Below are 25983 nucleotides of genomic sequence, written 5' to 3' on the forward strand. Positions count from 1 at the left end.
AGAGCATAACCTGTTAAGGGTTAGTATTGTTGCCCGGTACAAGGTAAATATTTCGGAAAGCATTTATGAGGGGTGGAAAGATAAAATGCTATTTTTGACACTTCATGGATACACTTAAAAATAAATACGACAGCATCATATTTGACCTCGATGGTACGCTTTGGGATTCTACCGCCAACGTAGCCGAGGCCTGGCAGGCTGCCAAACAGCAGGTTGATTATATTAAAGACGATGTAACGGTTGCCCATGTGGCCTCTATTGTGGGTATGGCCTACGATGCCATATTCGAAAAGCTGTTCCCTTATATTACAGCAGAACAGCGTAACGAGTTTAAGGGGATAGCAGCAAAAAGCGAACTGGAAGTGCTGCACCGTAAAGGTGGTACCTGGTACCCGCAATTGCTGGAAACCTTGAAAGATTTGGCTACGCGTTACAAACTGTTTATCGTAAGCAATTGCCAGAGCGGTTATATCGAAACCTTTTTAAAAATGGACGGGCTTGACGGTTTGTTTATAGGCCACCAATGCTATGGTACCAAAACACAGCCCAAATGGCAAAATATTGTAGATGTGGTTAATGATTATGAGCTTAAGGCCCCAGTTTATGTAGGCGATACCATGGGCGATTATGAGGCCAGTAAAAAGGCGGGTGTACCGTTTATTTTTGCAGCATATGGCTTCGGCGTAGTTGAACAAGACCAGGTTGCTACCTTAAAAGAGCTGGAAGCGCTAAAAAATATTTTATAAACTCCTCATTTTTGACATAAATAAGTCATAGCTTTATTTAAAGTCATTTTATTGTCATTTGCGTGGCATTAAGATGGCTCAATTACTGCAAATAGGCTTATATGGAGAAGTTACTTACACTGAGGGGATTAGGAATAACGCTGTTGCTCACCTTATTTGCGGCTAATGGCATTGCCACATCATCCAACTGCGACCAGATTATTGGTACCTGGATGGGTAGTGAAAAAAACATTGTGGTACAGGTGTATAAGGATGGAGACAGTTTTAAAGCTTCTATTGTATGGTTTGACGACAGCGACGATAAAAGTAAACCAATGGATACCCGCCTGGATTACAAAAACCCGGATAAAAGTTTACGTACCCGTAAAGTGCTTGGCATGCAGGTGTTAAAAAACCTCGAATATAATACCTCATCAAACTCCTGGGAAAATGGTGTTATTTATGATGCCAAAAATGGCCACGAATGGAACTCTTGTGCAAGTATTGATAAAGAAGGAATATTGAAAGTAACCGGTTACTGGCATTTTAAATTTATTGGTAAAAGCATCAAATTTAACCGCATCTCATCTAGCGACCGTTTGCTAACCAGCAGATAACCCTAACTAATATAAAACAGGAAAGCCTTCAAAATTTTTTAAGGCTTTCCTGTTTTATAAGCTATCACAGATTAATACCTGTGGTGCGGGCGATGGTATGGACGGTGGAACGGGCGGTGGTACGGCCTGTGATAAACACGGCGGTAAGGCCTGCGATGGTAAACGCGGTGATGCACAGGAGGCCCGGTTCTAACTATAATCCTTTGAAATTCGGCAACTGGTTTTGCCTCTGTAGTACTTGTGCCGGCCACCAGCATGGTAAGCGCTATGCCTGTAGCTACTAATAAATTTTTAATCGTTTTCATAAGTTATAATACGCTATTTGTATATGTGTTTAACTGTATATTAACTGTAAGGTTTAATGTTTTTTCTTGGTATGATGCCAATATTGTGTCACAAATAAGATATAATAACTCTTGTAAATGATGCGGGCAGCCATTTTATTTTGTTTGTAAATAAGTACTTTGCCACCCATATGGATACTACATTTTTTAAACTGTTTGCCGATATCCCGGTAAAGGAGATAGCGCCCGGCTATTTCTCTAAACTGGTTCACACGGCTAACAATACCCTTAATTTTATTGATGTTACGGCTGGTAGTACAGTGCCTCATCATCAGCACGTGCACGAGCAGTTGTCATTTGTACTGGAAGGTGTTTTTGAGCTTACCATCGATGGTAATGCACAGGTTCTGGATAAGGGTATGTATGCGGTTATCCCATCTAATGTATGGCACAGCGGCAGGGCGGTAACAGCTTGTAAACTGATTGATGTTTTTAGCCCGGTGCGCGAAGATTATCAGAAGCTGTAGTTGTGATATTTTAACGGGATGTTTATTTTTGACGCATGCCCATTACCATTGCTACAATTATTGATACCGACGAATTAACCGCACTTGTAAACAGTGCCTACCGTGGCGAAAGTGCTAAACAGGGGTGGACCAATGAATCGCACCTGCTGGATGGCCAGCGTATTGACAATGTTATTGTGTTAAGCTACCTGCAGGATAATAATGTTGCCATCCTGAAAAATATTGATCACGGTGGCTGTATAACCGGCTGTGTTTACTTGGAGGTTAAGGGTGCTCAGCTTTACCTGGGTATGCTTACCGTTTCGCCGGTGGAACAGGGTAAGGGTGTAGGCAAAATGTTATTAGCCAAAGCTGATGAATATGCCCGGAGCAAAAACTGCAATGCGATAACTATTACCGTAATAACTACCCGCAGCGAGCTGATTGCCTGGTACGAGCGGCATGGATATGTAAAAACGGGTGAGATAAGGCCTTTCCCCAATGATGAACGTTTTGGAATAGCAAAAGCACCTATAGAACTGCTGGTAATGGAGAAGCCGCTTTTGTAAATTTGATAGAAATGAAATTTCAAAAATCCTGAAGCAGGTATTTTTCGTATCTGGAAACAGTAATGCTGTTTTGACCCAATGAAATATTTAATTTATATGAGTTCGGCTACCGAGCTGATGAATAATGAACAATTGTTTGAGCTATTAACCGTTAGCCGTAAAAACAACACAGATAGAAACCTTACCGGTATGCTGCTTTATGGCGAAGGTGCTTTTGTGCAGGTGCTGGAAGGCGAAGCCGATATTTTGGACGCTACATACGAAACCATCAAAGCAGATAAACGCCATAAAAATATCATCCAGATTATTAGCGGGAATATGGAAAAGAGAAACTTCCAGAATTGGTCAATGGGCTTTAAATCCGTTGATAAAAAAATGGTAAAAGAGTTTGAAGATTTTATAGATGTACGTAATAATGGATTGTTAATTGAAGACCAAACTCACCCGGCAGTAATTGTACTTAAAACATTTGCCAGCGCCAACAATATGGTATAATTTAAACTACTGCTAAGTTACGGGCCTCAATGTAAATGCGCTTAATGTCTGGAAACTGCGTACGGATATTACCCTCTAACCGGCTAATCACTTTGGTAACCTGGATGCCCGATATTTCTTTAAACTGCACATCTAAGGCTAGCAAAATTTCATTGGGTGCCATTTGCATGGTCAGCGGTCTGCGTACATGCTGTACATCCGGGTCGGCCAGTACCAGGTTGCAGATACCGTCAATCATTTCAGATCGTGCACTTTCACCTATCAGCAGGTCGCGGCTTTCTATCACCATAATAATGGCTACAAAGGCCAGCACCAGGCCGATAATTAACGATGCCGCACCATCAAACAAAAGGTTGTTAAAGTAGTGGCCCAGAAATACGCCTAAAAAAGCAATAATCAACCCCAGCAAAGCAGCAGCATCTTCATAAATTACGGCAAATGATGCGGGATCTTTACTTTTTCGCAGTTCGGTCCAAAAACTACCGTTGCCTTTCTCTTTGTTAAAATTGCGGATAGCGAGTACAAAAGATGCCCCCTCGAAGAGGAAAGCGCCGCCCAATACCATGTAGTTCCAAAAGGGATTGCCTAGTTCTTCAGGATGGCGTAGGTGCTCGATGCCTTCATAAATAGACATACCACCACCAAGGCCAAATATCAATATTGAAACAATCAGCGACCAGAAGTAAACCTCCTTGCCATGCCCAAAAGGGTGCTGGTCATCAGCAGGGCGCTTGCTTCGGCTTATGCCCAGTAAGATCAGTAACCCATTACCGGCATCAACCGTACTATGGATAGCCTCAGACAACATCGCCGAACTACCGCTGATACTTGCTGCTACAAATTTAAGTACAGCTATCCCTGTGTTTGCTGCCAGTGCCCCATATACTGATGATTTCGATTCGGCCATGATTTGATTTAGTCGTTGTAAGTAGGGGTAACACAATAAGGAGTGAAAGGTTGTGGATAAACGTCATTGCGCTTAACGTATTACTATCAATCTAACTTGTCATTCTGAACGTAGTGAAGAATCTTTTGTAATAAACACATCGAATAAACAGGGCGAAGAAGATTCTTCACTACGTTCAGAATGACAAAATGACAACAGGGAGAATTTATTTTACTTCTCCAGATACTTAATAATCGCCATTAAGTCCTCTTCACCCAAGCCGCTATCCATAGCAGCCTTGTAGCTGGTATAAACCGGTCCGGATAACGGCGAATCAATGCCCTGCTCTGTAGCCAGGCGCAAATCTTTAGTGATATGTTTAAGCGCAAACGCCGCCGGGAATTCGTTATTTAAAATGGGGCCGGTTTTTAGTTTGGTAATGCCGCTGCCTACTGCGCCTTCGTTAACAATGGTAAGCATATTTTCGGTGCTGATGCCGTTTGCTTTGGCAAAAAGTACCGTCTCGGCCAGGCCTTGCAGCGTTACCGCCAAAAAGTAGTTAATAGCCAGCTTAGCCGCACTACCCGAGCCTACAGGGCCGTTATGTACAGTTAGTTTACCCAATACATCCAGTATCGGTTTGGCTTTCTCCAGGTTTTCGGGTTCGCCGCCAACCAACATAATCAGGGTGCCATCCTGCGCGGGTTTAACACTGCCAGATACCGGTGCTTCTAAAAATGCAGCGCCTTTAGCCATGCAGCTTTCGTTTATAAACTGAGACGTAGCAGGCGATACCGTGCTTACATTGATAAACAGTTTACCCGCGGCATTGCCATGCAGTAAGCCGTTTTCACCATTAAACAGTTCTTTAACGGCGTTATCGTCAGATACCATAATCAGGATAATGTCACTTAGCCTGGTCAGTTCTGCTGCCGATGCGGCTGAAGCTGCTCCTGCAGCCACGGCTTCCTGTTCTTTCTCTTTAGTACGGTTATAAACCGTTACCGGGAAACCGGCTTTAAGTAAATTTTTTACCATGGGCGTACCCATGTTGCCCAAGCCGGCCCAGCCTAATTTAGTGTTGCTCATAGTGGTACATAGTTACTGCTTAAACCTGTTTTTTGCAATTAAACGTCAACAGATTCGCCAATGGGTTTAATGTTGATGAAATTGATACCCTTTTGCTCAAAGTACCTGGGTATTTATGTAATCTCATTTTATAGATAGTATTGGGTTTAACCTATAGGCAATAAGAAAGTTTCCCTGGGCAACAAAAAAGCACTTTATGCGATAATCGGCGCTAATGGTATTTTATACTTCGGCATAAAAAATTAACTTTACTGGATATGCCTTTTACACTTACCAACAAGCTGTTTAGCTTATACGTAAGGCTGCGCTACCCAAGTGCGCCGCCCGAGTTAAGATACTTTTACAGGGACACCTATAACTGCGAAATGGCGCAGCTTAAATACGTGTTTAACGATTACGTTTTTAAGAAAAGGTATAAGGATATCTCTTTTGATGGTGAGTTTGCACCCGAACTGGAGTTTGTTTTGCCTTTTGCCTATTGGCATTATAAAAATGGCACGCTAAAAAGTACGCACTCGGCCAAGTTTACTAAAGAACTTTACTTTTTTTCGCCAGAGCATCACGAAGATTTTGAAGTACGTACTAACCAAGGCAACTATAATTTCGAAACGCCACGCATTTTATACAGCCAGGATTACGACATGAGCAAGTGGTTGGCCGTGCCTTTGAAAGAGCATTATAAAAATAATGTTTATGTATACGACAAACCATTGCTTATTATAGCCAACCGCTACAACATGGAGTGGGATGGCCCACCGGTGAGCTTTTACAGCATAGAGGCACTTGATTTCATCATCAGCAATTTAAAAAAAGACTATACCATTGTGTACAACCGCCCGCGGCCCGAGAATATCACTATGGACAACAGCGATATTTACGACCTCAATGAGTTTGACTGGCTGGCCGAAACCCACCCGGAAGTGATATTGATGGAAGACCTTTGGAAAGAGAATAAAGGCAAGGCCAATAACTTTAACCACCTGCAATTAATGGTTTACGCCAATGCCGGTCACTTTATATCTGTACATGGCGGTACGGCAGCCCTGGCCAGTTACTTTGGCGGGGTTAACCTGGTGATCTCCAAAAAAGGACCCGAGCACCATTTCAATTGCTTTAATACGCTGTTTCCTAAATTATCGGGTGCTAAAATACTGCATGCCAAAACCGATGATGAGGTAACACAGTATATACAGCAAAATTATATGGTTAAGCAAGCGCAGGTTTAAATGGAGGGCAAAAAGAAGGATCTGTATTGGATCAAATCGGCCGTGCTTACGGTGTTGCAAAGTATGTCGGGTGTGTTACTGGGGTTCGGCAGTTTTTACATGCTGGTGCGCCTGCTCACCAAATACGAGTTTGGCGCCTGGACACTGTTTACAGCAACTACCACTATATTAGAGTTTATCCGCAACGGGCTGGTGCAAAGTGCACTCATTAAATACCTGTCGGGCGCAAGCGATGAGGAGCGGCCGAAGATCATCTCTGCTTCGGTTACCATCAGCGGTGCATTAACCATCCTGTTTATTATCATCAATTACAGCCTGGCTGCCTTTTTATCGCATTTGTGGAAGCTGCCCGAACTGGTGCCTATGCTAATGTTATATACGCTTGTATTTATATTTTCGGGCTTGTTAACGCAGTTTCAATCGGTAGAGCAATCGGGTCTTAAATTTCAAGGCATCTTTGTCAGCACATTGATCAGGCAGGGCGGGTTGTTTCTGTATATCCTGTTAGCCTGGCTGGGTTTCACTAAGCTTACCTTAATAAACCTGGTTTATGTACAGGTTATCAGTACGTTAATTAGTGCTATCATATCCTACCTGTTTGTACGCGACAGGTTTCAAATGGCTTGGGCCTGGCAAAAAGATTGGATGCTTAAGCTATTCCATTACGGTAAATATGCTTTTGGCACCACCATTAGCGCCATGCTCTCTAATACTATCGACCAGATGATGCTGGGCGGGATTATATCTGCTGCTTCGGCAGGGGCGTACAATGTTGCCGTGAGGATCACCAACCTGGTTGAGATCCCTACCAGTTCTATCGCTACCATCGTTTTTCCGCAAAGTGCCAGCCGCATGGCCAGCGAAGGGAAAGAGGCTGTGAAATACCTGTACGAGAAATCGGTAGGGGCGGTACTGGCTATTTTGCTTCCGGGGCTTATCGTGTTGTTCTTTTTCGCAGGATACATTGTTGAAATTATAGCCGGGCAAACTTATGCAGATACCATACCTGTGCTTCGGGTTACGGTTTTATATTGCCTGCTTATCCCTTATGGCCGCCAGTTTGGTACCGTGCTGGATAGTATGGGCAAACCTAAACTTACCTTTATTATTGTGCTGATTTCGGGGAGCTGCAACGCCTTGTTAAATTATCTGTTCATTAAAAAATATGGAGTAATGGGTGCGGCCTGGGCTACGCTGGCATCAAACGTTGTCGGGTTTGTAATAGCACAAATTATACTGAAACGCGAGCTGAACATTAACCTTAAAAATACATGGGTGTATGCCTTTGGCTTTTATCCGGAGATGTATAACAAATACATTAAACCAATTTTTATTAAAGCATGACGGGGGTAACTTACTGCGGGCGATTGGGGAACCAGCTATTTCAATTCCACTTTTATCAGTACGTAAAGGCGGCTAATAAAGGTAATTGGATTTTTATACCTAACCCGCGGCACTCTTCTATCTATAAGTATTTTGATTTGGGGCCGTATAATTATATGGGCACTAAAGCCTATGCTGTGTTGGGCAAGCTATTGTATAAGTTCGGTAAGTTTAAGGAGATCTATATACAAAATATTGAGGTGCCGAAGCCTTTGAAAGTGGCTGATCGTACGCTGTATCACGGTTTTCACCAAACTGATTTCTACCTTAAAAATACGCCTAATTCTATTAAGATCAAGGTTAAAAAGAAATACATAGCTCACTTCGAAAAGCAGTATGGCGAACTTTTCCGTAAGGAAAAAACCATTGTAATGCACATTCGCCGTACAGATTATTTGAACTATGGCAAGCGTGATATCTCGTTACCCATTGAATATTTTAAACAACGCCTGGCTGCCATTGAAAACCAGGACGAGTATAAGATCATCTTCTGCAGTGATGATATGGATTTTGTGAAGGAGAACTTCCCGGCAAAGCCCAATTACCTGTTTTCGCACAATGATGAAATTACCGATTTCCAGGTGCTGATGAATGCCGATATTGCGATTATATCAAACAGTACCTTCGCCTGGTGGGCCACCTACCTTTGCGAAAAAAAGAACAGGGTTATTGCACCCAAAAACTGGATGGGTTTCCGCATAGGTAAAGAGCACCCCAAAGGGGTAATGACCAAAAAGTTTGAGTGGTACGGAATGGCGTAATAATTTGTTGATGGCAGTTATGCCTAATCCATCTAAACGGGCATCGTCAAATTAACTATCAACAAATTAGCACATTATTTCAGATGCTTGCTGATAATCGCTTCAATATCTTCGGTACGCTTTGCCCAGGTATTTAGTTTAGATACGGCTACACGTTCTGCTACCTTTTCGGGACTATTAGTTTTTAAAGCCTCGTTAAGTGCTGCGGTGAATATAGCAGGGCTGCCTGCATAACTAACTGTCCCGGCTGTGTAGTCTTTTAAATCAGGGTTAAAATCTGTTACTACTACCGGCTTGCCTGCACACAGGTATTCAAAAAGTTTAAGCGGGAATATGGTGGCGCTTACTTCATCCTTTTTAAAAGGGATAATAGCCACATCAAAGCCTTTAATCATTTGTGGTACCTCGGCATAAGGTACAGGGCCTGTAATGTGTACATTTTTTGTTTTAAACAACTCCTGCGGTACATGATTATCCCAAACCGGGCCGGCCAGAATAAATGTTTTTTCTGGATTGGCTTTTACAACCTCCAGTATCAGGCTATAGTCCATACGGCGCTCAAGCGTGCCTAAATAACCTATAATAGGCTTTGGGAGGTTGGCAAGCTTTGGGTGTAAGGGCAGGGCGGCATTTAAGGCCTGGCTGCAATGGTCTATATCGGCAGCGTTGGGTACAAAGTAGGTATTGGGGTTCTGGCTTTTCTTTTCGTCATAAAGTGCCTTGCTGGTGCAAATTACCAGGTCGCTCTGTTTAACCAGTTTGTCTTCAGATAAAATTCCATGTTTCATGTCGTAAGGCACAATCATGGGGTCCACACATTGGTAAACCGTTAAAACAGGCTTAATCGCTTTTGCCAGATCGGGGTAGTGAAAGTTAAAGGAGTTAATGAAAATGAAGTCTTTAACGCCTGCTTTTTTTAATACCTTTTTTATACGGGTACCAATAATAACCTCGTTGGCCTTTAGCGCTGTCCGGAAGATAATACCTTCTGGCAAGAAATTAATGGGGATTACAGGCGGGGCAATAATAACTTTAAGGTTAGGGATATCGGTATCCATAAACCCATCTGACAGAAGAGAAAATTTAGATTTACGAACTTTTAGTTCATCAGATTTGCTATGCGCCAGGTAATCCTTTAATGTAAAAGGATAATCAACAAAATACACTTTGTTGTTTTTAGCCAGGTTGCGCGCTATAAACAGCGAAGTAGCTCTAATAGCGCTATCAAAACGGGTATTACCTAGTATTACAATTACTTTGTCCTTTAAAGCCATAAACGAGCCGTCAAAGTAAAGATTTTTTCACAAATATTCCCCTAAATATTGCCCGGAGTTGTAAGAATTATTATAATGTTAAGATTTGTTAACCTGTAAGGTACTTCGGTTTAATGCCTTTTGGTAAAAACCCTTAAACCAGTAAAGCCCCAACAGGGGCTTTCTGGCTGTGATATTAAGGAATTATTTTTGAATATTAAACGGTAAGTAAACACCAAATGTGATGTTACGGCCCGGGTTAAAAACGCCGTAGGTAGGGTCTTCCTGCGATAGGCGGCCCGGCCTTAACCGGCTCAGGGCATCGTAATATTTTTTGTTGGTTAGGTTTGATCCCGATACGTACAGCTTTAACGGCTGTGAGCCTAGTTTTAAGGTAGTGCCTATACTGGCATTAACTAAGGTGTACGAGTTGGTTGGCGTTTCAAACGTGGCATCTATCCGGCTTTGTTTAAAGTAATTATCCAAACCGGCAGATATGTAGAAATTGCTCAGCCCTTTTACCTTAGGTTCAAAACGTAAGGTGTTACGTATCACTCCGGCCGGTATTAAAGGCAGCGGCCTGTCAAACGATTCATTTTGTGCATGGGTATAACTAAATATGTTATCTAAATGCAGAAACGAAGTGGGGTGGATATTGAGATTACCTTCTATACCGTAAAGGTTGGCGTTAACCTGGCCGTAGCGGTAAACATCATAAGTTTGCTGGGCACCGGCATCATTGGTAAGGGTGATCTGGTCGCCTTTGGTGGCCGATGCGTAGATGTAGTTATGAATATAGTTTTCATAAATACCCAAGCTCCCGGTAATGATATTTTTGCCGAACTCCAATGCGGCATCAGCCTGGTAGCTGCGCTCGGGTTTTAGATCGGGATTACCAATTTCATAGCGGGATGTACCTTCGTGTACACCGTTAGAGCCCAGCTCGGCAGGGTTTGGTGCGCGGAAAGCAGTACCGGCGTTTGCTTTAAAGCTCAACAGGTCATTAAATACATGGGTATAACCGGTGGCGCCGCTAACGTTGTTAAAGTTGTTTTTAAACCCGGTGAATTTTTGTGCGCCATCAATAAATAGCTGCTTACCATCGTTGTTCACATAATCATACCGCAAACCGAAGTTAAACGTATTTTGGCCCCATGTTTTTTTGATGTAGCCAAATGCACCGGCCATGGTTTGATCATAAGCGGGGATCAAAAACTCGGTACCCTTGTTTACGCTATGTGCATCGCTGGCGCTGATACCAAATATAGGTTGCCAGCCATTGCTTTCGGGCAGGTAGTACTTAGCATCTAATGAGTAAGTATTAAGATCGAAGAATAGAGCAGGCGTGGGCTCATCTAATTCCCTGCGCTGGTTTTTCTGATAGCCCAGGTCTAGTTTTAAAGACCCCGAACCTATGATAAAATTATTATTTAAAGCGATTTTGTACTGGCGGATATCCTGGCGGGGGTAATCGAGCGAACGGCTGGTGCCATTGCCGGTATACAAAGGGTCGCCCGGATCAGAATCATAAAAGCCAATGTTGTCTTTAAAATATGAGAAGTTTAAGTGCGAATAGCCCCAGCCTTTGTTAAGCCCCAGCATACCGCTAAAACTGGTGTTGTTATAACCACTATTAATGTAGTAGCCACCCGGTGTGTTAAAGGAGTAAGCATTTTGGTACGAACCACGGCCTCGCCAAACAAAGCCATTCTCGTTTCCGGTTAACATTACCGAGCTGTTGCTGAGCCCATTGTTGGTTGAGTAGCTGGACAGTACTTCGCCCTTAATAGTGCCAGATGCAGGCGCCAAAGGTTCGAGCACGTTAATAACCCCGCCGATAGCGTCAGAGCCATACATGAGCGAAGCGGCACCACGCAGTACCTCTACACGGTCGGCCTGGTTTTGGTCAATTTCTACACCGTGCTCATCGCCCCATTGCTGGCCCTGTTGTTTTACACCATCCATTAGGGTAACCACACGGTTATAGCCCAAACCACGAATGATGGGTTTAGAAATACCAGGGCCGGTAGTGATCTGGCTTACACCGGGTACCTGCCTCGACAAACCATCAATCAGGTTTGATGAAGGGGCAAGCAGGTCTTCGCGCGATACCACGGCAGCCGATGTGCTGTTGTACCGGTTGTTAGAAGTAATGGGTGTGCCGGTTATAATAACCTCGTGGGTTTCTATGCTGCTTGGCTCTAAGTTAAAGTCAAGTGAGCCCGATACTGCAAAATCTATGGTTTTAACCATTGGTTTATAACCTAATGATTGTACCTGTACCAAATATTTTCCCTGGTTGGGTAATGATTTAATGGTGAACTGGCCCTTGCCATCTGTAATGGTAGTAATGCGCAGTTGTGGGATTGTTATGGTTGCACCCGGTACGGTTTCGCCGCTTTTGGCATCAGTAACCTTACCGGTAACATTGCCATTGGCCAAAAGATAAACAGGGATGAAAAGGATCAGCATTGCGCTGAACAAGTATTTTATCGTCATGAGAAAAGAAGTCTTTTTATAAAAAGTAATAAGCTAATGTGCAGGTTAAGCAGCCTGCTGTAAGTTTATTAACTAACCGGGGGCCCCCTGTTACAGGATTGATGCGTATTAACGCCATAATAGCTATCCTGCAGGTACTGGTAACAATTTACATTGGTAACAGCCAGGCTAAAAAGATCTTGTTGTTGCTGAAAAAACAGCTGTGCATGGCTGTTTTGGGCACAGGTTTTACACTTGTCATCGCTGTTGTCTTTTTTAGACTGGTTTTGATGGCTGGCATAAGCTTGTTTGTGGCTGTGCGCAATAACGATAAGCTGACCCAATAAGAAGGTCATCAGCAGCAGGGATGCTGCCAATATTTTGGCCGATCGTTGTTTAATGGTCATGCGCTTCAAATATAACCGATATATGTGCAATATTATTCATATCAGTATAGCAACTTTGTAACATTTAGCATGTAAAAGTAACAATCTGCTAATATTTTACAGCAGCAAACTAAAATTGTTTAGGCAAGAAGGAGGGCGTATCGTTTTCTGTGTTGAGTAATAGTACATCCTTAATAGATACTTATAAGTCAGTTTTTTGATAAATACATTAACTTGTAATTGGTAATTTTCGTATTATGTCAAAACCTAATCGCAATCATGAATAAAAATTATCTAAAAGGAAATCTCACAAAACTTTTTTTAGCCGTATTATTAATCATTGCAGCAATTGTTATCCATAGTTGCAAGAAAGACGCTAATACGTCCAATTCTGAAGTATCGACACTGCAAGGCGATGATAAGTTAATTGCAGATGCCAAAAATTATTTTACAAAAGAGATTTTACCCAAGGCAACTGAGGTAAAAACTAATGAGGCGAACGCCGGTAGAACAAAAACATTACGAGAGTTTCTTACCAAGGGTGCAACCTGGGGTAAAGCTTATATTCAAGACTTATCATTTGGCAAGACAGTAGTTGTACCCATTACCTATGAACAGGAACTTTATATTCGCCGTGGTAGGTATAGCCTGCCTGTAAGTTCGCTTACCTGGCTGATAATATATGCAGACAAGGACAAAAAACAACATGTAGAATTGGTTACCAAAGTACCGGATGCTGCCTATGTAAATAGTACCGACAGTACCCGTGCCTATACAGGATATATATTGGTTGAGGATTTTCAAGGCAATTTTATTAAAGGATATAATTATTTACCCGGCGGGATTATACAACAGTTAGGTGCCCCATCTATCGGTGTAAAAAGCGATAGCAAAGTACAAGTACAGTCGTTAGAGTGTACAACAACCGATTATTATAGTTGTGGGCCAACAAAATGTACTTACACAGACACAGAAACAATTTGTGTTGTAATAGATGATAATGGCCCGGGCGGTGGTGATAGTGGTGGTTATCCCGGTGTAGGCAGTGGTGAGGTTCTGGTACAGGAACCATTCCCGGACACAATGAGCCAGGGCCAACACCATGCCCCCCTGTGGTTAATGAGTCTATTGATAGTAAACATTACACGGTGAATTCGACACCTTGTGATGTTGCAATACCAGAAGAGGAAATTGCTTTAATTACTTATGATGACGTAACAGTAGATCAAAATAATGCATTATTATGCGGTCATATATCAACAATTAAGGTGGGTAATGGATGGACTGGATCTGTCAATAACTTAGGTGTAGATGTGATTATAAAAAGCAACAATGGGGCCAGCGCAACTATTCCTGTTGTATTGGGAACGACTTGTTTTAATATCCCTTCATATAATGGTGTAACGTCTACAGATGCTTCTGCTAATTTTATAAAAGCTTATAATCTTGCGCTAAATCAATTGATTTATTCAATACACGCCAGTGAAATTGAAGATACCACCTCTAGTAATTTGAGAAGCGAACTAACATTACTAATTAATGCTAACTTACAAGCTTATCGAGCTGGTTCTGCTTTTTCAACCGGGCCTTGTCTTGGTTCTATTCCGGTGACCAATGCTCCTTACTGTAACTATAATTAGTAAATATTATATACATATATCATGGATCAAAATATAAGCGTCGATGTTAAAGTTTCTGAAGAGATATTGGCACTATTAAGTGCTATACATCGGTATTATCCAATTGGATTGCCTCATTTAAACAATGATTATGCAGGTTATCAGGATGTAAAGAATATTATAGAGACTAAGATTAATCAATTAATCGCAAATGATCTTCCGGAGCATTGCACTGCTTTACTGAACGAGGTAAAAGCCGAATTTAGCGGATTAGAGGTGTATGATAATTTATATCACCAGTTTCCTAGTATTGATCTGAGCATTAACCTTTTCAATTCGAAAGAAAATAATATAGAAAGGGTGACGCTCCTAAGTCTGAAAATCTCTTTGTTGACCAATCACTATATTATTTACTATGAAAATTCTTTTACTTTCACTAATTACCAAACATTAAGGCATATTCCAATAAAAACACGGATCATATCGTCTGTAAATGAGGAAGCAGATGTTTCGGGTGAGTGGTATAAGAAATTATTCAAAATAGTAAACCATATTTATCCTTTATACAAGCAAGTGAATCACAGGCATGTGTTTACACGTTTTATCAAAGGAGGATTACCGTATCCATTTGATTACTCAAACCAGATTGATTATCCCATATATAATTACCTGTTTGGGAATGATGTAATTAATGAAGAGGTTAGAATTTCCAATTAAATCTTAGATAAACTTAAGTAAGTGAGTTTGTGAATTTCTTTCGAGCTTATATAGTTATCATCATGTTTTTAATAACGAGTGCTTTGCATGCCCAAACTATATTAAAGAGGGACACTGTCTACTATCTGATTGATACAGCTTCTGTTCCCAAAAATGACAGGATGTTTGTAGTGGGACAGGAAGGGAGTATTTATGGTTATCGCCTAACATGTCAATGTTATCCATGGCAAACCGATCCTGTTTTTTATCGCCGGGCATTATCCAAAGGGATTATATCCTCTAATATTCAGGATATTAAACTTGCAACACTTCGTTCTTTGATTAGCATTGCTGTAAAATTTGGCATGGATGAGAAAAACGAACATGTATACTTTTTTATTGAACGCCTAAATGAAAAACTAATTAGGTATGAAGTATCCCTTGCAAAACCCTGGCGGCAGGATAAAAGCATTGATATGATTAGCGTGGATACTACTAAAAGGAACCATTAACCATTATAAAATATTCCTTTCATATAATCTTAAAGAACGTTTAAAGCCAGCAATTGCATAATCTGCAGCTGCCGGCTTTTCATGATTAGGTTGTTAAATGAGACTTTACTGCCAGCATTCAACCAGACCAGCACATTAGAATGGGATTAGAATATTACTTTTTTTAAACCCAAGCTAAGTTAGGTTGTCTTAATTCATATTAATACCCCGTAAAATGAAAAAAATAGCAAAAAAAATAATGCTTTTAGCGGTTCTGGCATTTACAGCACCGCAGTTATACGCTCAGGTTAGTTTGAGTGTTGGTTTATCGGTACATATAGCGCCGCCTGCGCTACCCGTTTATACACAGCCGGTGTGCCCCGGCGATGGTTATATCTGGACACCGGGCTATTGGTCATACGGCGATGATGGTTATTACTGGGTACCAGGGGTTTGGGTAAGGCCTCCTCATTTCGGCTTTTTGTGGACGCCTGCTTATTGGGGGTATGATGGTGGCGTATATGTTTACCACAGCGGCTACTGGGGCCGGCACGTAGGTTTTTACGGCGGCATAAATTATGGTTGTGGTTACGGTGGTGTAGGTTTTGGTGGTGGTGTTTGGGCCGGTAATGTGTTTAGATACAATACGGCTGTTAATAATGTAAACACAACTATAGTGCATAATACCTATGTAAATAACACGGTAATTAATAATACAACGGTTAACAGAACTAGTTTTAATGGCCCCGGAGGGGTTGCTGCAAGGCCTAATAATGAGGAGCAAAGGGCTATGAACGAGCGTCATGAGCAACCTACTTCGCAACAGTTAAGCCACCAGCAAAACGCAAGTCAGGATCGTGGCCAACTGGCGTCGGTTAACCACGGCCGCCCAAGTGTTGCCGCCGTGAACAGGGTAAACGGCAATCATTTTGATAGCCAGGGGCATGGTGCCAACATGCGTAATGCTGATAATAACAGGGAAGGAGAGGCTGGCAGAAACCCAAATGTAAATGCGGGTAATCACGCAGAGCAAAACCGCCCGCAAGAAACCGGAAGCCAGCCCAATAATCATGATAATGCCCAGCAGCAGCACATGCAGGCGCAGCCTAATATGAGCAGGGCATCAAACCATATGCAAAATAATAACCATAACGCAATGGCTTACCATGCCCGGCCGGCTGTACAACATGGGGAGCCGCATGGCGGTGGTAGGCCCGCCCCGCATGAACATCACAGATAATAAGTATGAATAACAAAGGGGCTATATGCCCCTTTGTTATTCATATGCTTTTGAAGCAAACTCTCCTTTTTTAGCGCTTAATTATAAGCATAAAAAAAGCTGCCAATTGGCAGCTCTGGTTCGGGGCGTTTGTTTAGTTATTAATAGGGGTGCTGTTTTTTCGAAAATATTAATACTTAACTACTGGTTAGGGTATTTTTTGATAGTAAGGCAATAATAGAATATGATAATCAACAGTGCTATTCCCAGTGCTTTAATGATCATCTCTTCTATTAATTGTGCTTAAACGGTGATTTGAATACGTCTGGTTCAATGCGTGTGTTTAGCTCCCGGTAACTGGTAATAGCCAGGCCTGTTTCCATGTTCAGCGTAAAGGTTTCTGTGAAATTGCTTTTCTCGTTCAGTACATCCTCTGCCGATAAAACTAAGTTAGTGCCGATAACCTGGTGCAGTACATACGTCCCGGTGGTAAATTTTATGCCTACTTTATGGGCTTTAATTTGCATTATGTCAGATTCTATCAGTTCAAAAACAATGCTGTCGTAATCCAGCTGTTTCCCCATCACATCTGTTAATACAGGGATCTTGTTATTAAGCGGTGCCAGAAAGTGTAGGGCCGCAAAGCTGATCTTGTAATGGAGCGAATTTGCACGGCCATCTTTGGCCTTCATCTGGCTAAAGGTTTGCAGGTCGCCATCGGGATTATAAGCCTGAGATTTCATCCTGAACTCCTGGTAAGAAGCATGGAAGATGTTACGCTCTAAATCTGTTTGTGCCGAAGCATCTATCACATGTTTGTATGTTAGCTTAATTAATGCGAGTGCCATAAATCATTTGTTTAATTTAAAGTGCAATACCAATGGTGTAAGTGCCTGTGTAGCCATCGGTGATGTTGCCGGTAAGTACCAGGGTTTCATTTGCCAAATCTGTTGCCGAATTACCGAAGATGCCGTCGCTGGCGTTAAGCGTAGTGTTAATGCCATGTGCTTTATAAAGGCTGCTTGTATGTACAGTATCGGCAGTGGTTTTATCAAAAGCTACCTGGGCGGTCTTTTTTAACACGCCGCCTACAAAAACTTCCATATGGATATGCGTAGCACGGCCCTGGTACCAACCCGGAAATATGGTGATGAATTTTGCTACACCTGCCGAGTCTGTTGTTTGGTAGCCCCTTAACCAGGTTTCGCCGGTATAGCTTGTAGCCAGGCCCGAGGTGCCGCCGGTTTGGTTGCCATAGCCCGAATAATAACCATCTTTATTGCAGTGCCAGATATCAACACGGGCACCTGTTAATACATTACAGCTGCTGTTGGTATTAACCACTACAAAGCTAAGCGTAAGCGGTACCCCGGTTTGCCCGCCCGTAACGTCAGACCGAAGCAGTGGGTTTGTGCTTTCGCCACCCGGATAAGGATAAGGGCCTTCTACTTCTGTTGGGGTAACTATACAGCTACCCGTAGTAGTTGTTGTCCCGGTGGTGGTAGTTGTAGTTGTTGCGTCGGTGGTAGTAGTTGGTGTCGCATCCGAAGATTTTGAACAAGCTTCTAATACCATTGGCCCTGCTGTTGCTGCAAAAGCAAGTGTCCGTAAAAAGTTTTTGCGTTCCATAACCTATTTGTTAAAGGTTTAATCAATAATTGATAGGATGAAATTAGCAGCTTTGCAAGGCATCATTAAAAGTGTATCGGTAAATAAGCCGTATGTATCGACGAATGGTAATAAACCTGTTACAGTGTACCGGCTTATTGCCATTGGTATTAATTATTCGCCACCCGGCGGCGGACCACCCATGCCACCACCCGGGAACCTGCCACCCGGGCCGCCTGGAGGGCCATCACCCGGCGAAGGGCGTTTGCCTGCAAATTTTTGCAGCTTTAATGTAAAGCTGAGCAGGTAGTAACGGCCTAAGCGGTTGGCCTGGGTTTGGGTGGTATACGTACCGGTACCGGTTGAGGTATAGCCCGTATTTTGGTTAAACAAATCGAAAGCCGACAAGCGCAGCGTGCCGATGTTATTCTTCAGAAAGCGTCTTTCGGCATATACGTTTAAGATGTTGGGGTTGGTAGCCCCGGTATAGCCCTGGTAAATTACTTTGCTGTAATCATAGCTCAGGGTATAATCTTTAAAAACATAATTTTTGCCGTTTAAGCCCAGGTTAATCGTTTTAAAATTGTTGTTAACATTGGCCGTGCTAATAGAGTTATCGGTATGGTTAATGCTGTAGCTGGCACTCAGTTCGGCATCTATTACATCGGTAATATCCAGCCGGAATTTGGTTCCCTGGGTAATCACCATGTTTTTGGCAATGTTTTTTTCGGTGGTCATGTCGTAAGTATCTGCCGCCACATTGCTAATGTAGGAGATGTTGTTGTTGTAAGCAATGTTACCGGTTAACATCAGTGTATACTTGCGCTTTTCCCAGGGTTTGGCAAATACATAATTGGCATTACCGCCGTAAAAACCATCGGCATTTAAGTAGTTGGTTAATATGGTACCGGCCAGCTTGGCATTAGGGGTATAAACTTTTGGATAGCTGATGGTGTTGGCTACAATTTTATTATTTGTTTGGGTAAACGATAAATTGGTGAACAAAATATTGCCCGATGCAAAGTTGAACTGGTTATACCGCAACGTAAAGTTGTTGTTAAACTCGGGTTTCAGGTTGGCATTACCTTGTACCGGGTAGGATGCATTAGAGAAATCGACCACCGGCTGTAGTTCGTTATAAGTAGGCTGGTTGCTGGCACCATTGTAATTTAAGCTCAGGCTTTGGCTGCGCGAAAAGTTATAGATAAACCTGGCCGTTGGCGCCACGTTAAAAGTAGTAACACGGGTTTGTGTACCGGTGGTAAGTGAGTTACCCTCTAATATGGACGGCTGCGCCGAGATCCCCAGCGTGTAGTTGTATTTTTTTTGAATATAGCGGTAGTTAAGCCCGAATTTATTGGTGATAAAGGTGAAATTATAATCGTTGCTTAACAAGGCGTAGTTGTTACGGGTGCCCAGTGTGGTCAGCGTATCGGTCTCTTTATCAGATGTGGTATAGGCATAGTGGTAAGCATAATTCAACTCTAAGTAAGAATGCTTGCTGATGGGTTCCATGTATGATAGTGTGGTACCCACCGTATCGGTACGTACATTGGTATTGATCAGTTGATTGATCGGCGCATTGGCGGTGCCTGATAGGTAGGTGTAAACCGGGTTCTGGGTTTGATCCAGCTTGGCCGAACCTGCGCTTACATTGATGCTGAAATTACGGCCCTTGCTGTTAAACCTATGGTTGTACAATAAGTTAGCGCCATAATTGGGTGCCGATGAGCTTAAGGTAGAGAGCAGGTTATAGTCAGACACGGTTGCATCATTCTGCTGAATTAAGCTCGATGCCGACTGGTTGGTTTTTACACCCGCATAAGTAATGGTTGGCACAAACTTTAAATAGTTAACCGTATCTGGCTTATATTCGATGTTGAAATTAAAGCGGTGGTTAATTTTCTCGTCTGTTTGGTTGCTGCTCACATTGTTAATAATCTGGCTGCCCAGGGCTGCATTGTTTTGTATAGTAGAGCTGATGGTGTTGGTGGTGTTATCAGAATAGCTGTAGCTGCCATAAGCGGTAATTTTTTTACCCCACGAGTCGCGATAGTTTAAGCCGAGAGAACGTGCCGTGGTAATACCATTGGCGCTTGTTGAGCTACCCGCCCCCGGCGGTGGCCCACCCGGACCGCCACTACGCGGCCCACCGCCGCCAAAGCTAAACAGGTTGGTGTTGGTGTTATTCAAATTGCCTAACAAGGCCAGCTGGCGGTCGCCGCTAAAGCTAAATGCCGTGGCAGATGCTACATAGCGGTTATCTTTTTCCTGCGGTATGGCATCGGCGCCATCGCCCACGGTTGCCTGGCCAAAGTAGCCGTAGTTTTTGCTTGGCTTAACAGTAATGTTCAGTATTTTTTCGGGTTCGCCGGTTTTAACACCGGTCAGGTTGGCCTGGTCGCCGTAATCATCTATGATCTGGATATTCTCTACAATGTCGGCAGGCAGGTTTTTGGTGGCCGTTTTAAGGTCGCCGCCAAAAAAATCTTTACCATTAACACGCACTTTGGTAACGCTTTTGCCCTGTGCCGTCATATTGCCGTCTTTATCAATATCAACACCTGGCAGCTTTTTTAGCACGTCCTCTACCGGGGCATTGTCGCGTACTTTATAAGCATCAGCTTTAAACTCAATGGTATCTTCTTTAAGCTTTACAGGGTTAATATCTGTAATGGTAACGCCATTCAGCATGTGCGATTCAAACTTGAGTACGATGGTACCCAATGCAGCCGGTTTGTTATCACCGGCAGTTATAATATGCCGCTTTAAAGATTGAAAGCCGATGGAGGTAAACGTAAGATCGAACGTGGCACTTTGTACATTGTTAAAGGTAAAAGCTCCGTTGGCATCGGTGGCTGTCATTACGCTGTCTTTGCCTGCTTTTAGTTTTATGGTAGCACCAATAACACTCAGCCCTGTCGAATCTTTTACAATCCCGCTTACGGTTTTAGCTGTTTGGGCTTTACTCTGCTTAATGCCGGCAAACAGCATAATAGTAAGTAGCGCGTATATTATTTTCATTTGGGTGTTTAATTAATACTGCAAAACAATAAGGTATGCAGCATATTAAAAAAGGCGATAGACCATGAGCCGATAAACGTAGACGGGAACCCAATTTTACCCTATAAGTTGCTGTTTAATAAGGGGTGATTTTGTTTAGTTATACTAAACGATTAATTTTTACCCTTCGTCGGTGTTTGATTATGATTAATAGATTTTAATTGCAGTTACCCGGCATTAAGGTTAATATTGATTAAGTATTTGTTTAAAAAATCAATTCCATGGAAGAAGCCCGGGAACATAAATTCAAAAAATCTATTTCGGTACTTGTACTTATCCATGTTTTAATATGGGCAGTAATAGCGGTGGTTTTATTCGTGTATCAGCCCTTATCGTGGAATATTGCCATACCTATTCAGCTTTGGATAAAGCAGGGTATTGTGTTGGTATTGCTCATTATATCATATTATGTTAACGCGCACATATTTGTACCTAAGTTTCTGCTGCAAAACCGCACCCGCGATTTCTTTATCTTATTGATCCTGCTTGTTGCTTCTGTTTTGTTTATTAATAATTTGGTTGATCCCTGGTTGCACATTCCGCAATTGATGGATAAAGCCTTCCATCAGCACGGCCCCCCAAGGCCGCGTGATCATGGCGGCCATAACCGAGACTTCTCTGTGCTGATGCTGACTATTATTTCACTGGTTCTGGGAATTAGTACCAGTGTTACAGCTATCCAGAAATGGCAGAAAGACCAGCGGCTTCGCCAGGAACTTGAGCAGGAAAAAACAACCTCAGAGCTATCGTTTTTGAAAGCGCAGATTAACCCGCATTTCTTTTTCAATACCCTTAATAATATTTATGCGCTTACCGTGGTTGATGTAGCGGCGTCGCGCGAGGCCATCCATAAGCTGTCGCGCATGATGCGTTATTTATTGTATGAAACCCAGCACGGTACCACCTTGTTAAGTAAAGAGATTGGGTTTATTAAAGATTATATCGAACTGATGAAATTACGCCTAACCGAAAAAGTAACCCTTAATTTTAGCTACCCGGAGGATTTAAAAGATGAGCAAATAGCGCCAATGTTATTCTTGCCTTTTGTAGAAAATGCTTTTAAGCATGGCATCAGTTCAACCTATCCCAGCTATATTGGTATTGTGATTGTACAGGAAGGCGGGAAACTAAGTATGGATGTTAACAATACCATTTTCGATGATTCGCAGGTGCAAATGGAGGGTAACAGCGGTATTGGTTTGGTTAATACCCGGCGGCGGCTGGATTTGATGTACCCCGGTAAATATACGCTCGACATCACAGAACGATCTGCCGATGCTCATTATATCGTTAAACTAACGCTCGACTTATCATGATATTAAATTGCATAGCTGTTGATGACGAACCTTTAGCACTGGGGCTGGTTTGCGCATTTATTGACCAAACGCCTTTTTTAAGTTTAAAAGGCCGTTCGTCGAGCGCGGTGGAGGCTTTGAAGATCCTGAATGACGAGGCCGTAGATTTAATATTCCTAGATATCCAAATGCCCGACCTTAATGGCATGGAGCTGGCCCGTGTGCTTGACAGCAGGCCCAACAAGCCTCGTATTATTTTTACCACCGCCTACAACCAGTTTGCGCTGGATGGTTATAAAGTTGATGCCCTGGACTACCTGTTGAAGCCCTTCAACTACGAAGAGTTTTTAAAAGCCGCCCAAAAAGCGCTCAAGTACCAGGAAATGATTGCCAAGGCCGAACCGGAACCTAAGCAGGAAGAGGATTATCTTTTTTTGAAAGTAGAATACCAGCTGGTGCGCGTTGCACTTAGTGATATCCTGTATATAGAAGGCCTGAAGGATTATGTAAAAGTTTGGCTCAAAAGCGCCCCCAAACCCTTGCTTTCTCTTACCAGTTTAAAAGCCCTCGAAGAGAAGTTACCTTCCCGCCGTTTTATGCGCGTGCATCGCTCATTTATTGTATCGCTCGATCAGATCAACTCTGTTACCCGCAATACCCTGCAGATAGGCAGTATAAATATCAGCGTTGGCGAGCAGTATAAGGATGCTTTTAATGTGTTTATTAGTAAATGGAATTGAGGTGTATTGGCGAGACGCTAATCCTCCATCGTCATAGTTACGACGAAGTAATCCCAAACCTACAGAGACAGTGCTTTAATTAACGCACCGGCTAATATTAATTGTCTGTGCTATTATCATCGTTAGTCTGCTCCTGGCCGCAGGGGCTTAGTTGCTTTTTCTTGATAAAAAGTAACCAAAAATCAAGACGCAAAAAAGCTCCACCGCACAAATGCCACTTCACGGCCCCGCTTTTGCGTCAGGCCTCCCGCTCCTTTGATTGTCCCAATGTCTTTTCTAGCTTCTTTTATAATGTCGGCAAACAGCTTCGGCAATAGCGGGCAGAACAATGGTGGCTTGTGGGCAGGAAAAGGCATTGGAGATTTTGCAGCAGGGTAAAGGCTATGTAGCGTAAGCGGGGCAAAAGATCCCGGCCTGTGTTGTTCTGTTTGCTGTGGCTTGTGCGGCAAAGAAGCCTTTTGCCGACAGGCGCTTTGGTTACTTTGGCGCCCCAAAGTAATAAGCCCTCCCGCGGCGATTAAGCGGGACCGAAGTTCATACTGCGTCACCCGATCCTAATGAAAAACGGATTAACGCCTCCTTTGCCAATCAAACATTATTAATTAGCTTTAGTTACCAATTAAAGCCTACCAATGAAAAAACTTTCTACGCTATTATATGTCCTCTTGGCAGGGTGTGTACTGCTTGCTTTTAAACAAAATAATGATCTGCCCGATGCCGTAAAAACAGAGGCAGGCATGGTGTCTGGTATTAAAAGTTCTGCCGGCGATGTAACTTCTTTTAAAGGCATCCCATTTGCTGCGCCGCCTGTTGGTGCACTGCGCTGGAAAGCCCCGCAGCCCGCCGCGCATTGGGATGGTGTTAAAAAATGCGATGCCTTTGGCCCGAGCCCGATGCAGGCCGAACCCAAACCATTTTTTGTGTGGACTAAAGAATTTCTGATCCCGGCCGAACCTATCAGTGAGGACTGCTTGTATTTAAACGTTTGGACTAAAACTATTAATACTAACAAGAAGCCGGTTTTTGTGTGGATCTATGGCGGTGGTTTTAGCAGTGGTGGTGCCGGCGTACCTATTTATGATGGTGAGGCTATGGCGCGTAAGGACATAGTATTTGTGTCGATCAATTACAGGGTAGGGGTGTTCGGCTTTTTTGCCCACCCGGAGTTAAGCAAGGAATCTCTTTTACATAGTTCGGGTAACTACGAGCTGATGGACCAAATTGCTGCGCTGAAATGGGTGAAGAAAAACATTGCAGCCTTTGGCGGCGACCCGGAAAATGTGACCATCGCGGGGCAATCGGCAGGGGCAATGAGTGTAAATTGTCTGGTAGCTTCGCCGAAAGCTAAGGGCTTATTTCAAAAGGCCATTGCCGAAAGCGGATCGATGATGATTGCTAATGCCAGCCGGCAAATGATGGATCTGAACACGGCTGAGGCCCAGGGCATAAAAGCAGCCCAGGCAGCTGAGGTTAATTCGCTGCAGGATCTTAGGGCCATGTCGTCAAAAGAATTACTGGAGAAAGTTAAAGGCCATTTTGCACCCATTGCTGATGGTTACAATGTACTGCCCGAGCCGGTTTACCAGCTTTATACCGAAAATAAACAAAATAATGTGCCACTTTTAACCGGTTGGAATGCTGATGAAGGCATTGTTCCTGATATTAAAAATAAGGATACTTATATTAAACAGATCCGGGCCGAATATGGTACACATGCGGCTGATATACTGAAATATTACCCGGCGGGTACGGATGCCGAAGCAGCGCAATCGCAGGTGAACTTAAACCGTGACATCACGTTTGCGATATCGGGTTACCAGTGGGCCAAACTGCAAAGCAGCCGTAAAAGTAAACCAGTTTATGTTTACAACTTTACCCGCAGGCCACCGGCAGAAGGCGAGTATGTAAAATATAAATCGTTCCATACGGCCGAGGTTGCTTATGCGCTGGATGACCTGAAATTCCTGAATCGCCCGTGGCAGCCGGCAGATAGGCAACTGGCCAAAAACATGTCGGCCTATTGGATTAATTTTATGAGGACGGGTAACCCCAATGGTAGCGGACTACCGCAATGGCCGCAGTTTAACGAGCAAAGCAATCAGGTGATAGTGTTGGGCGATAAAACGTCTGCGCATACGCTATTGGATAAGCAACGATTGGATTTTATGTTGAAAACCCCCTAACCCCCTGAAGGGGGATAGAAGTTAGACTTTTGCTGTAATTAAAATAAGAAAAAGCCACCCGGAAAGGTGGCTTTTCTATAAAGTTATTTTATCACTCCCCTTTAGGGGCTGGTGGGATTAGAAGCTTTGCTTAGCTTCCTTAGCGCGTTCGCTTACCTGCTCAATAGCGTCTTTTGCGTATTCTTTTAGTTTGTCTACTAAATCGGGCGCTTTGTCGGCCAGTTCATCAATTAATGATTTGCCGTTATCTTCATTCTTTTTAACTGCATAGCTAATGCCATACGCAACTGCTGCGCCAATGGCAATATATTTTAATAGGCTCATATTGTTGTTTTTAATTATTTGGGTGGATAGTACAATGTTAGTGCCAAGAGTTAAAGCGGTTGTGAGTGAGTGGGGGTTGGTGGCACT

26 protein-coding genes are annotated in these 25983 nt (G+C 43.0%); 16 read left to right on the plus strand and 10 right to left on the minus strand.

Features of this window, described 5'->3' with window-relative positions; all coding sequences use genetic code 11:
- Positions 1-104: 104 nt before the first annotated feature.
- Both RG47T_RS01435 and RG47T_RS01440 read left to right on the plus strand, forming a co-directional pair.
- Positions 105-746: an HAD family hydrolase gene (locus tag RG47T_RS01435; protein WP_074487577.1), complete on the plus strand. Its 642-nt coding sequence runs from the start codon at positions 105-107 to the stop codon at positions 744-746.
- 101 nt (positions 747-847) lie between these two features.
- Complete coding sequence (locus RG47T_RS01440; protein ID WP_074487579.1) at positions 848-1342, plus strand: DUF2147 domain-containing protein; 495 nt, start codon at positions 848-850, stop codon at positions 1340-1342.
- 71 nt (positions 1343-1413) lie between these two features.
- Here RG47T_RS01440 and RG47T_RS25630 read toward each other — a convergent pair whose 3' ends face one another.
- Positions 1414-1647 carry a hypothetical protein gene (locus tag RG47T_RS25630; protein ID WP_139235629.1) on the minus strand — a complete coding sequence of 78 codons (234 nt, stop codon included), beginning with the start codon at positions 1645-1647 and terminating at the stop codon, positions 1414-1416.
- A gap of 170 nt (positions 1648-1817) precedes the next feature.
- Between RG47T_RS25630 and RG47T_RS01445 the strand changes: the two genes are divergently transcribed.
- The 3 genes from RG47T_RS01445 (at position 1818) to RG47T_RS01455 (ending at position 3196) form a co-directional block, all read left to right on the plus strand.
- Entirely contained in the window at positions 1818-2153 is a 336-nt protein-coding gene (locus RG47T_RS01445; RefSeq protein WP_074487580.1) for a cupin domain-containing protein, read from the plus strand.
- Positions 2154-2188: 35 nt separating this feature from the next.
- Entirely contained in the window at positions 2189-2701 is a 513-nt protein-coding gene (locus tag RG47T_RS01450) for a GNAT family N-acetyltransferase (RefSeq protein WP_074487582.1), read from the plus strand.
- Positions 2702-2779: 78 nt separating this feature from the next.
- Positions 2780-3196 (plus strand): BLUF domain-containing protein, encoded by a 417-nt coding sequence (locus tag RG47T_RS01455; protein WP_074487584.1) that lies wholly within the window; start codon positions 2780-2782, stop codon positions 3194-3196.
- A gap of 1 nt (position 3197) precedes the next feature.
- Here the strand turns inward: RG47T_RS01455 and RG47T_RS01460 are convergent, their stop codons facing one another.
- Both RG47T_RS01460 and RG47T_RS01465 read right to left on the minus strand, forming a co-directional pair.
- The gene (locus RG47T_RS01460) at positions 3198-4103 is read right to left on the minus strand and encodes a cation diffusion facilitator family transporter (RefSeq protein ID WP_074487587.1); all 906 of its coding nucleotides are present in this window, start codon (positions 4101-4103) and stop codon (positions 3198-3200) included.
- 210 nt (positions 4104-4313) lie between these two features.
- Complete coding sequence (locus RG47T_RS01465) at positions 4314-5171, minus strand: NAD(P)-dependent oxidoreductase (protein WP_074487589.1); 858 nt, start codon at positions 5169-5171, stop codon at positions 4314-4316.
- Between the two features lie 257 nt (positions 5172-5428).
- On the opposite strand from RG47T_RS01465, the gene RG47T_RS01470 reads away from it, so the two are divergent.
- From RG47T_RS01470 to RG47T_RS01480, 3 genes are read left to right on the plus strand one after another with little or no spacing between them, the layout of a single operon-like run.
- Positions 5429-6397, plus strand: coding sequence for a hypothetical protein (locus RG47T_RS01470; RefSeq protein WP_074487592.1), 969 nt, complete (start codon positions 5429-5431; stop codon positions 6395-6397).
- Positions 6398-7741: a flippase gene (locus tag RG47T_RS01475; protein WP_074487595.1), complete on the plus strand. Its 1344-nt coding sequence runs from the start codon at positions 6398-6400 to the stop codon at positions 7739-7741. It begins immediately after the preceding gene.
- Positions 7738-8541 carry an alpha-1,2-fucosyltransferase gene (locus tag RG47T_RS01480; RefSeq protein WP_074487598.1) on the plus strand — a complete coding sequence of 268 codons (804 nt, stop codon included), beginning with the start codon at positions 7738-7740 and terminating at the stop codon, positions 8539-8541. The genes RG47T_RS01475 and RG47T_RS01480 overlap by 4 nt, the downstream gene beginning before the upstream one ends.
- Positions 8542-8615: 74 nt before the next feature.
- Here RG47T_RS01480 and RG47T_RS01485 read toward each other — a convergent pair whose 3' ends face one another.
- The 3 genes from RG47T_RS01485 to RG47T_RS01495 form a co-directional block, all read right to left on the minus strand.
- A complete protein-coding gene (locus RG47T_RS01485; protein ID WP_074487600.1) occupies positions 8616-9815 on the minus strand; it encodes a glycosyltransferase in 1200 nt (399 codons plus the stop codon).
- Positions 9816-9998: 183 nt separating this feature from the next.
- Complete coding sequence (locus RG47T_RS01490; protein ID WP_074487602.1) at positions 9999-12293, minus strand: TonB-dependent receptor; 2295 nt, start codon at positions 12291-12293, stop codon at positions 9999-10001.
- 68 nt (positions 12294-12361) lie between these two features.
- Complete coding sequence (locus RG47T_RS01495; RefSeq protein ID WP_074487604.1) at positions 12362-12679, minus strand: hypothetical protein; 318 nt, start codon at positions 12677-12679, stop codon at positions 12362-12364.
- 258 nt (positions 12680-12937) lie between these two features.
- Between RG47T_RS01495 and RG47T_RS01500 the strand changes: the two genes are divergently transcribed.
- The 5 genes from RG47T_RS01500 to RG47T_RS01520 all read left to right on the plus strand — a co-directional run bounded on the left by RG47T_RS01500 (position 12938) and on the right by RG47T_RS01520 (position 16704).
- Positions 12938-13810, plus strand: a complete 873-nt coding sequence (locus RG47T_RS01500; RefSeq protein WP_074487606.1) for a hypothetical protein — start codon at positions 12938-12940, stop codon at positions 13808-13810.
- Positions 13807-14298, plus strand: coding sequence for a hypothetical protein (locus tag RG47T_RS01505; RefSeq protein WP_074487608.1), 492 nt, complete (start codon positions 13807-13809; stop codon positions 14296-14298). Before RG47T_RS01500 ends, RG47T_RS01505 begins: the two co-directional genes overlap by 4 nt.
- Positions 14299-14319: 21 nt before the next feature.
- A complete protein-coding gene (locus RG47T_RS01510) occupies positions 14320-14994 on the plus strand; it encodes a hypothetical protein (protein ID WP_074487610.1) in 675 nt (224 codons plus the stop codon).
- Positions 14995-15056: 62 nt separating this feature from the next.
- Entirely contained in the window at positions 15057-15485 is a 429-nt protein-coding gene (locus RG47T_RS01515) for a hypothetical protein (RefSeq protein WP_074487611.1), read from the plus strand.
- A 214-nt stretch (positions 15486-15699) separates the two neighbouring features.
- Positions 15700-16704 carry a YXWGXW repeat-containing protein gene (locus tag RG47T_RS01520; RefSeq protein WP_074487613.1) on the plus strand — a complete coding sequence of 335 codons (1005 nt, stop codon included), beginning with the start codon at positions 15700-15702 and terminating at the stop codon, positions 16702-16704.
- A gap of 272 nt (positions 16705-16976) precedes the next feature.
- On the opposite strand, the gene RG47T_RS01525 is transcribed toward RG47T_RS01520, so the two are convergent.
- The 3 genes from RG47T_RS01525 to RG47T_RS01535 all read right to left on the minus strand — a co-directional run bounded on the left by RG47T_RS01525 (position 16977) and on the right by RG47T_RS01535 (position 21315).
- Positions 16977-17531, minus strand: a complete 555-nt coding sequence (locus RG47T_RS01525; RefSeq protein WP_074487614.1) for a hypothetical protein — start codon at positions 17529-17531, stop codon at positions 16977-16979.
- 16 nt (positions 17532-17547) lie between these two features.
- Complete coding sequence (locus tag RG47T_RS01530; RefSeq protein ID WP_074487615.1) at positions 17548-18312, minus strand: dioxygenase family protein; 765 nt, start codon at positions 18310-18312, stop codon at positions 17548-17550.
- 153 nt (positions 18313-18465) lie between these two features.
- The gene (locus RG47T_RS01535; protein WP_074487617.1) at positions 18466-21315 is read right to left on the minus strand and encodes a TonB-dependent receptor; all 2850 of its coding nucleotides are present in this window, start codon (positions 21313-21315) and stop codon (positions 18466-18468) included.
- A gap of 260 nt (positions 21316-21575) precedes the next feature.
- Between RG47T_RS01535 and RG47T_RS01540 the strand changes: the two genes are divergently transcribed.
- From RG47T_RS01540 to RG47T_RS01550, 3 genes are all read left to right on the plus strand, one after another.
- Positions 21576-22670: a sensor histidine kinase gene (locus RG47T_RS01540; RefSeq protein WP_074487618.1), complete on the plus strand. Its 1095-nt coding sequence runs from the start codon at positions 21576-21578 to the stop codon at positions 22668-22670.
- The gene (locus RG47T_RS01545) at positions 22667-23389 is read left to right on the plus strand and encodes a LytR/AlgR family response regulator transcription factor (RefSeq protein WP_074487620.1); all 723 of its coding nucleotides are present in this window, start codon (positions 22667-22669) and stop codon (positions 23387-23389) included. Before RG47T_RS01540 ends, RG47T_RS01545 begins: the two co-directional genes overlap by 4 nt.
- Positions 23390-24021: 632 nt before the next feature.
- Complete coding sequence (locus RG47T_RS01550; RefSeq protein ID WP_074487622.1) at positions 24022-25572, plus strand: carboxylesterase/lipase family protein; 1551 nt, start codon at positions 24022-24024, stop codon at positions 25570-25572.
- A 117-nt stretch (positions 25573-25689) separates the two neighbouring features.
- Here RG47T_RS01550 and RG47T_RS01555 read toward each other — a convergent pair whose 3' ends face one another.
- Positions 25690-25896 (minus strand): hypothetical protein, encoded by a 207-nt coding sequence (locus RG47T_RS01555; RefSeq protein WP_074487623.1) that lies wholly within the window; start codon positions 25894-25896, stop codon positions 25690-25692.
- Positions 25897-25983: the final 87 nt, after the last annotated feature.

Origin of the sequence: Mucilaginibacter polytrichastri (assembly GCF_001911425.1) — a bacterium.
GTDB classification, from domain to species: Bacteria; Bacteroidota; Bacteroidia; order Sphingobacteriales; family Sphingobacteriaceae; genus Mucilaginibacter; species Mucilaginibacter polytrichastri.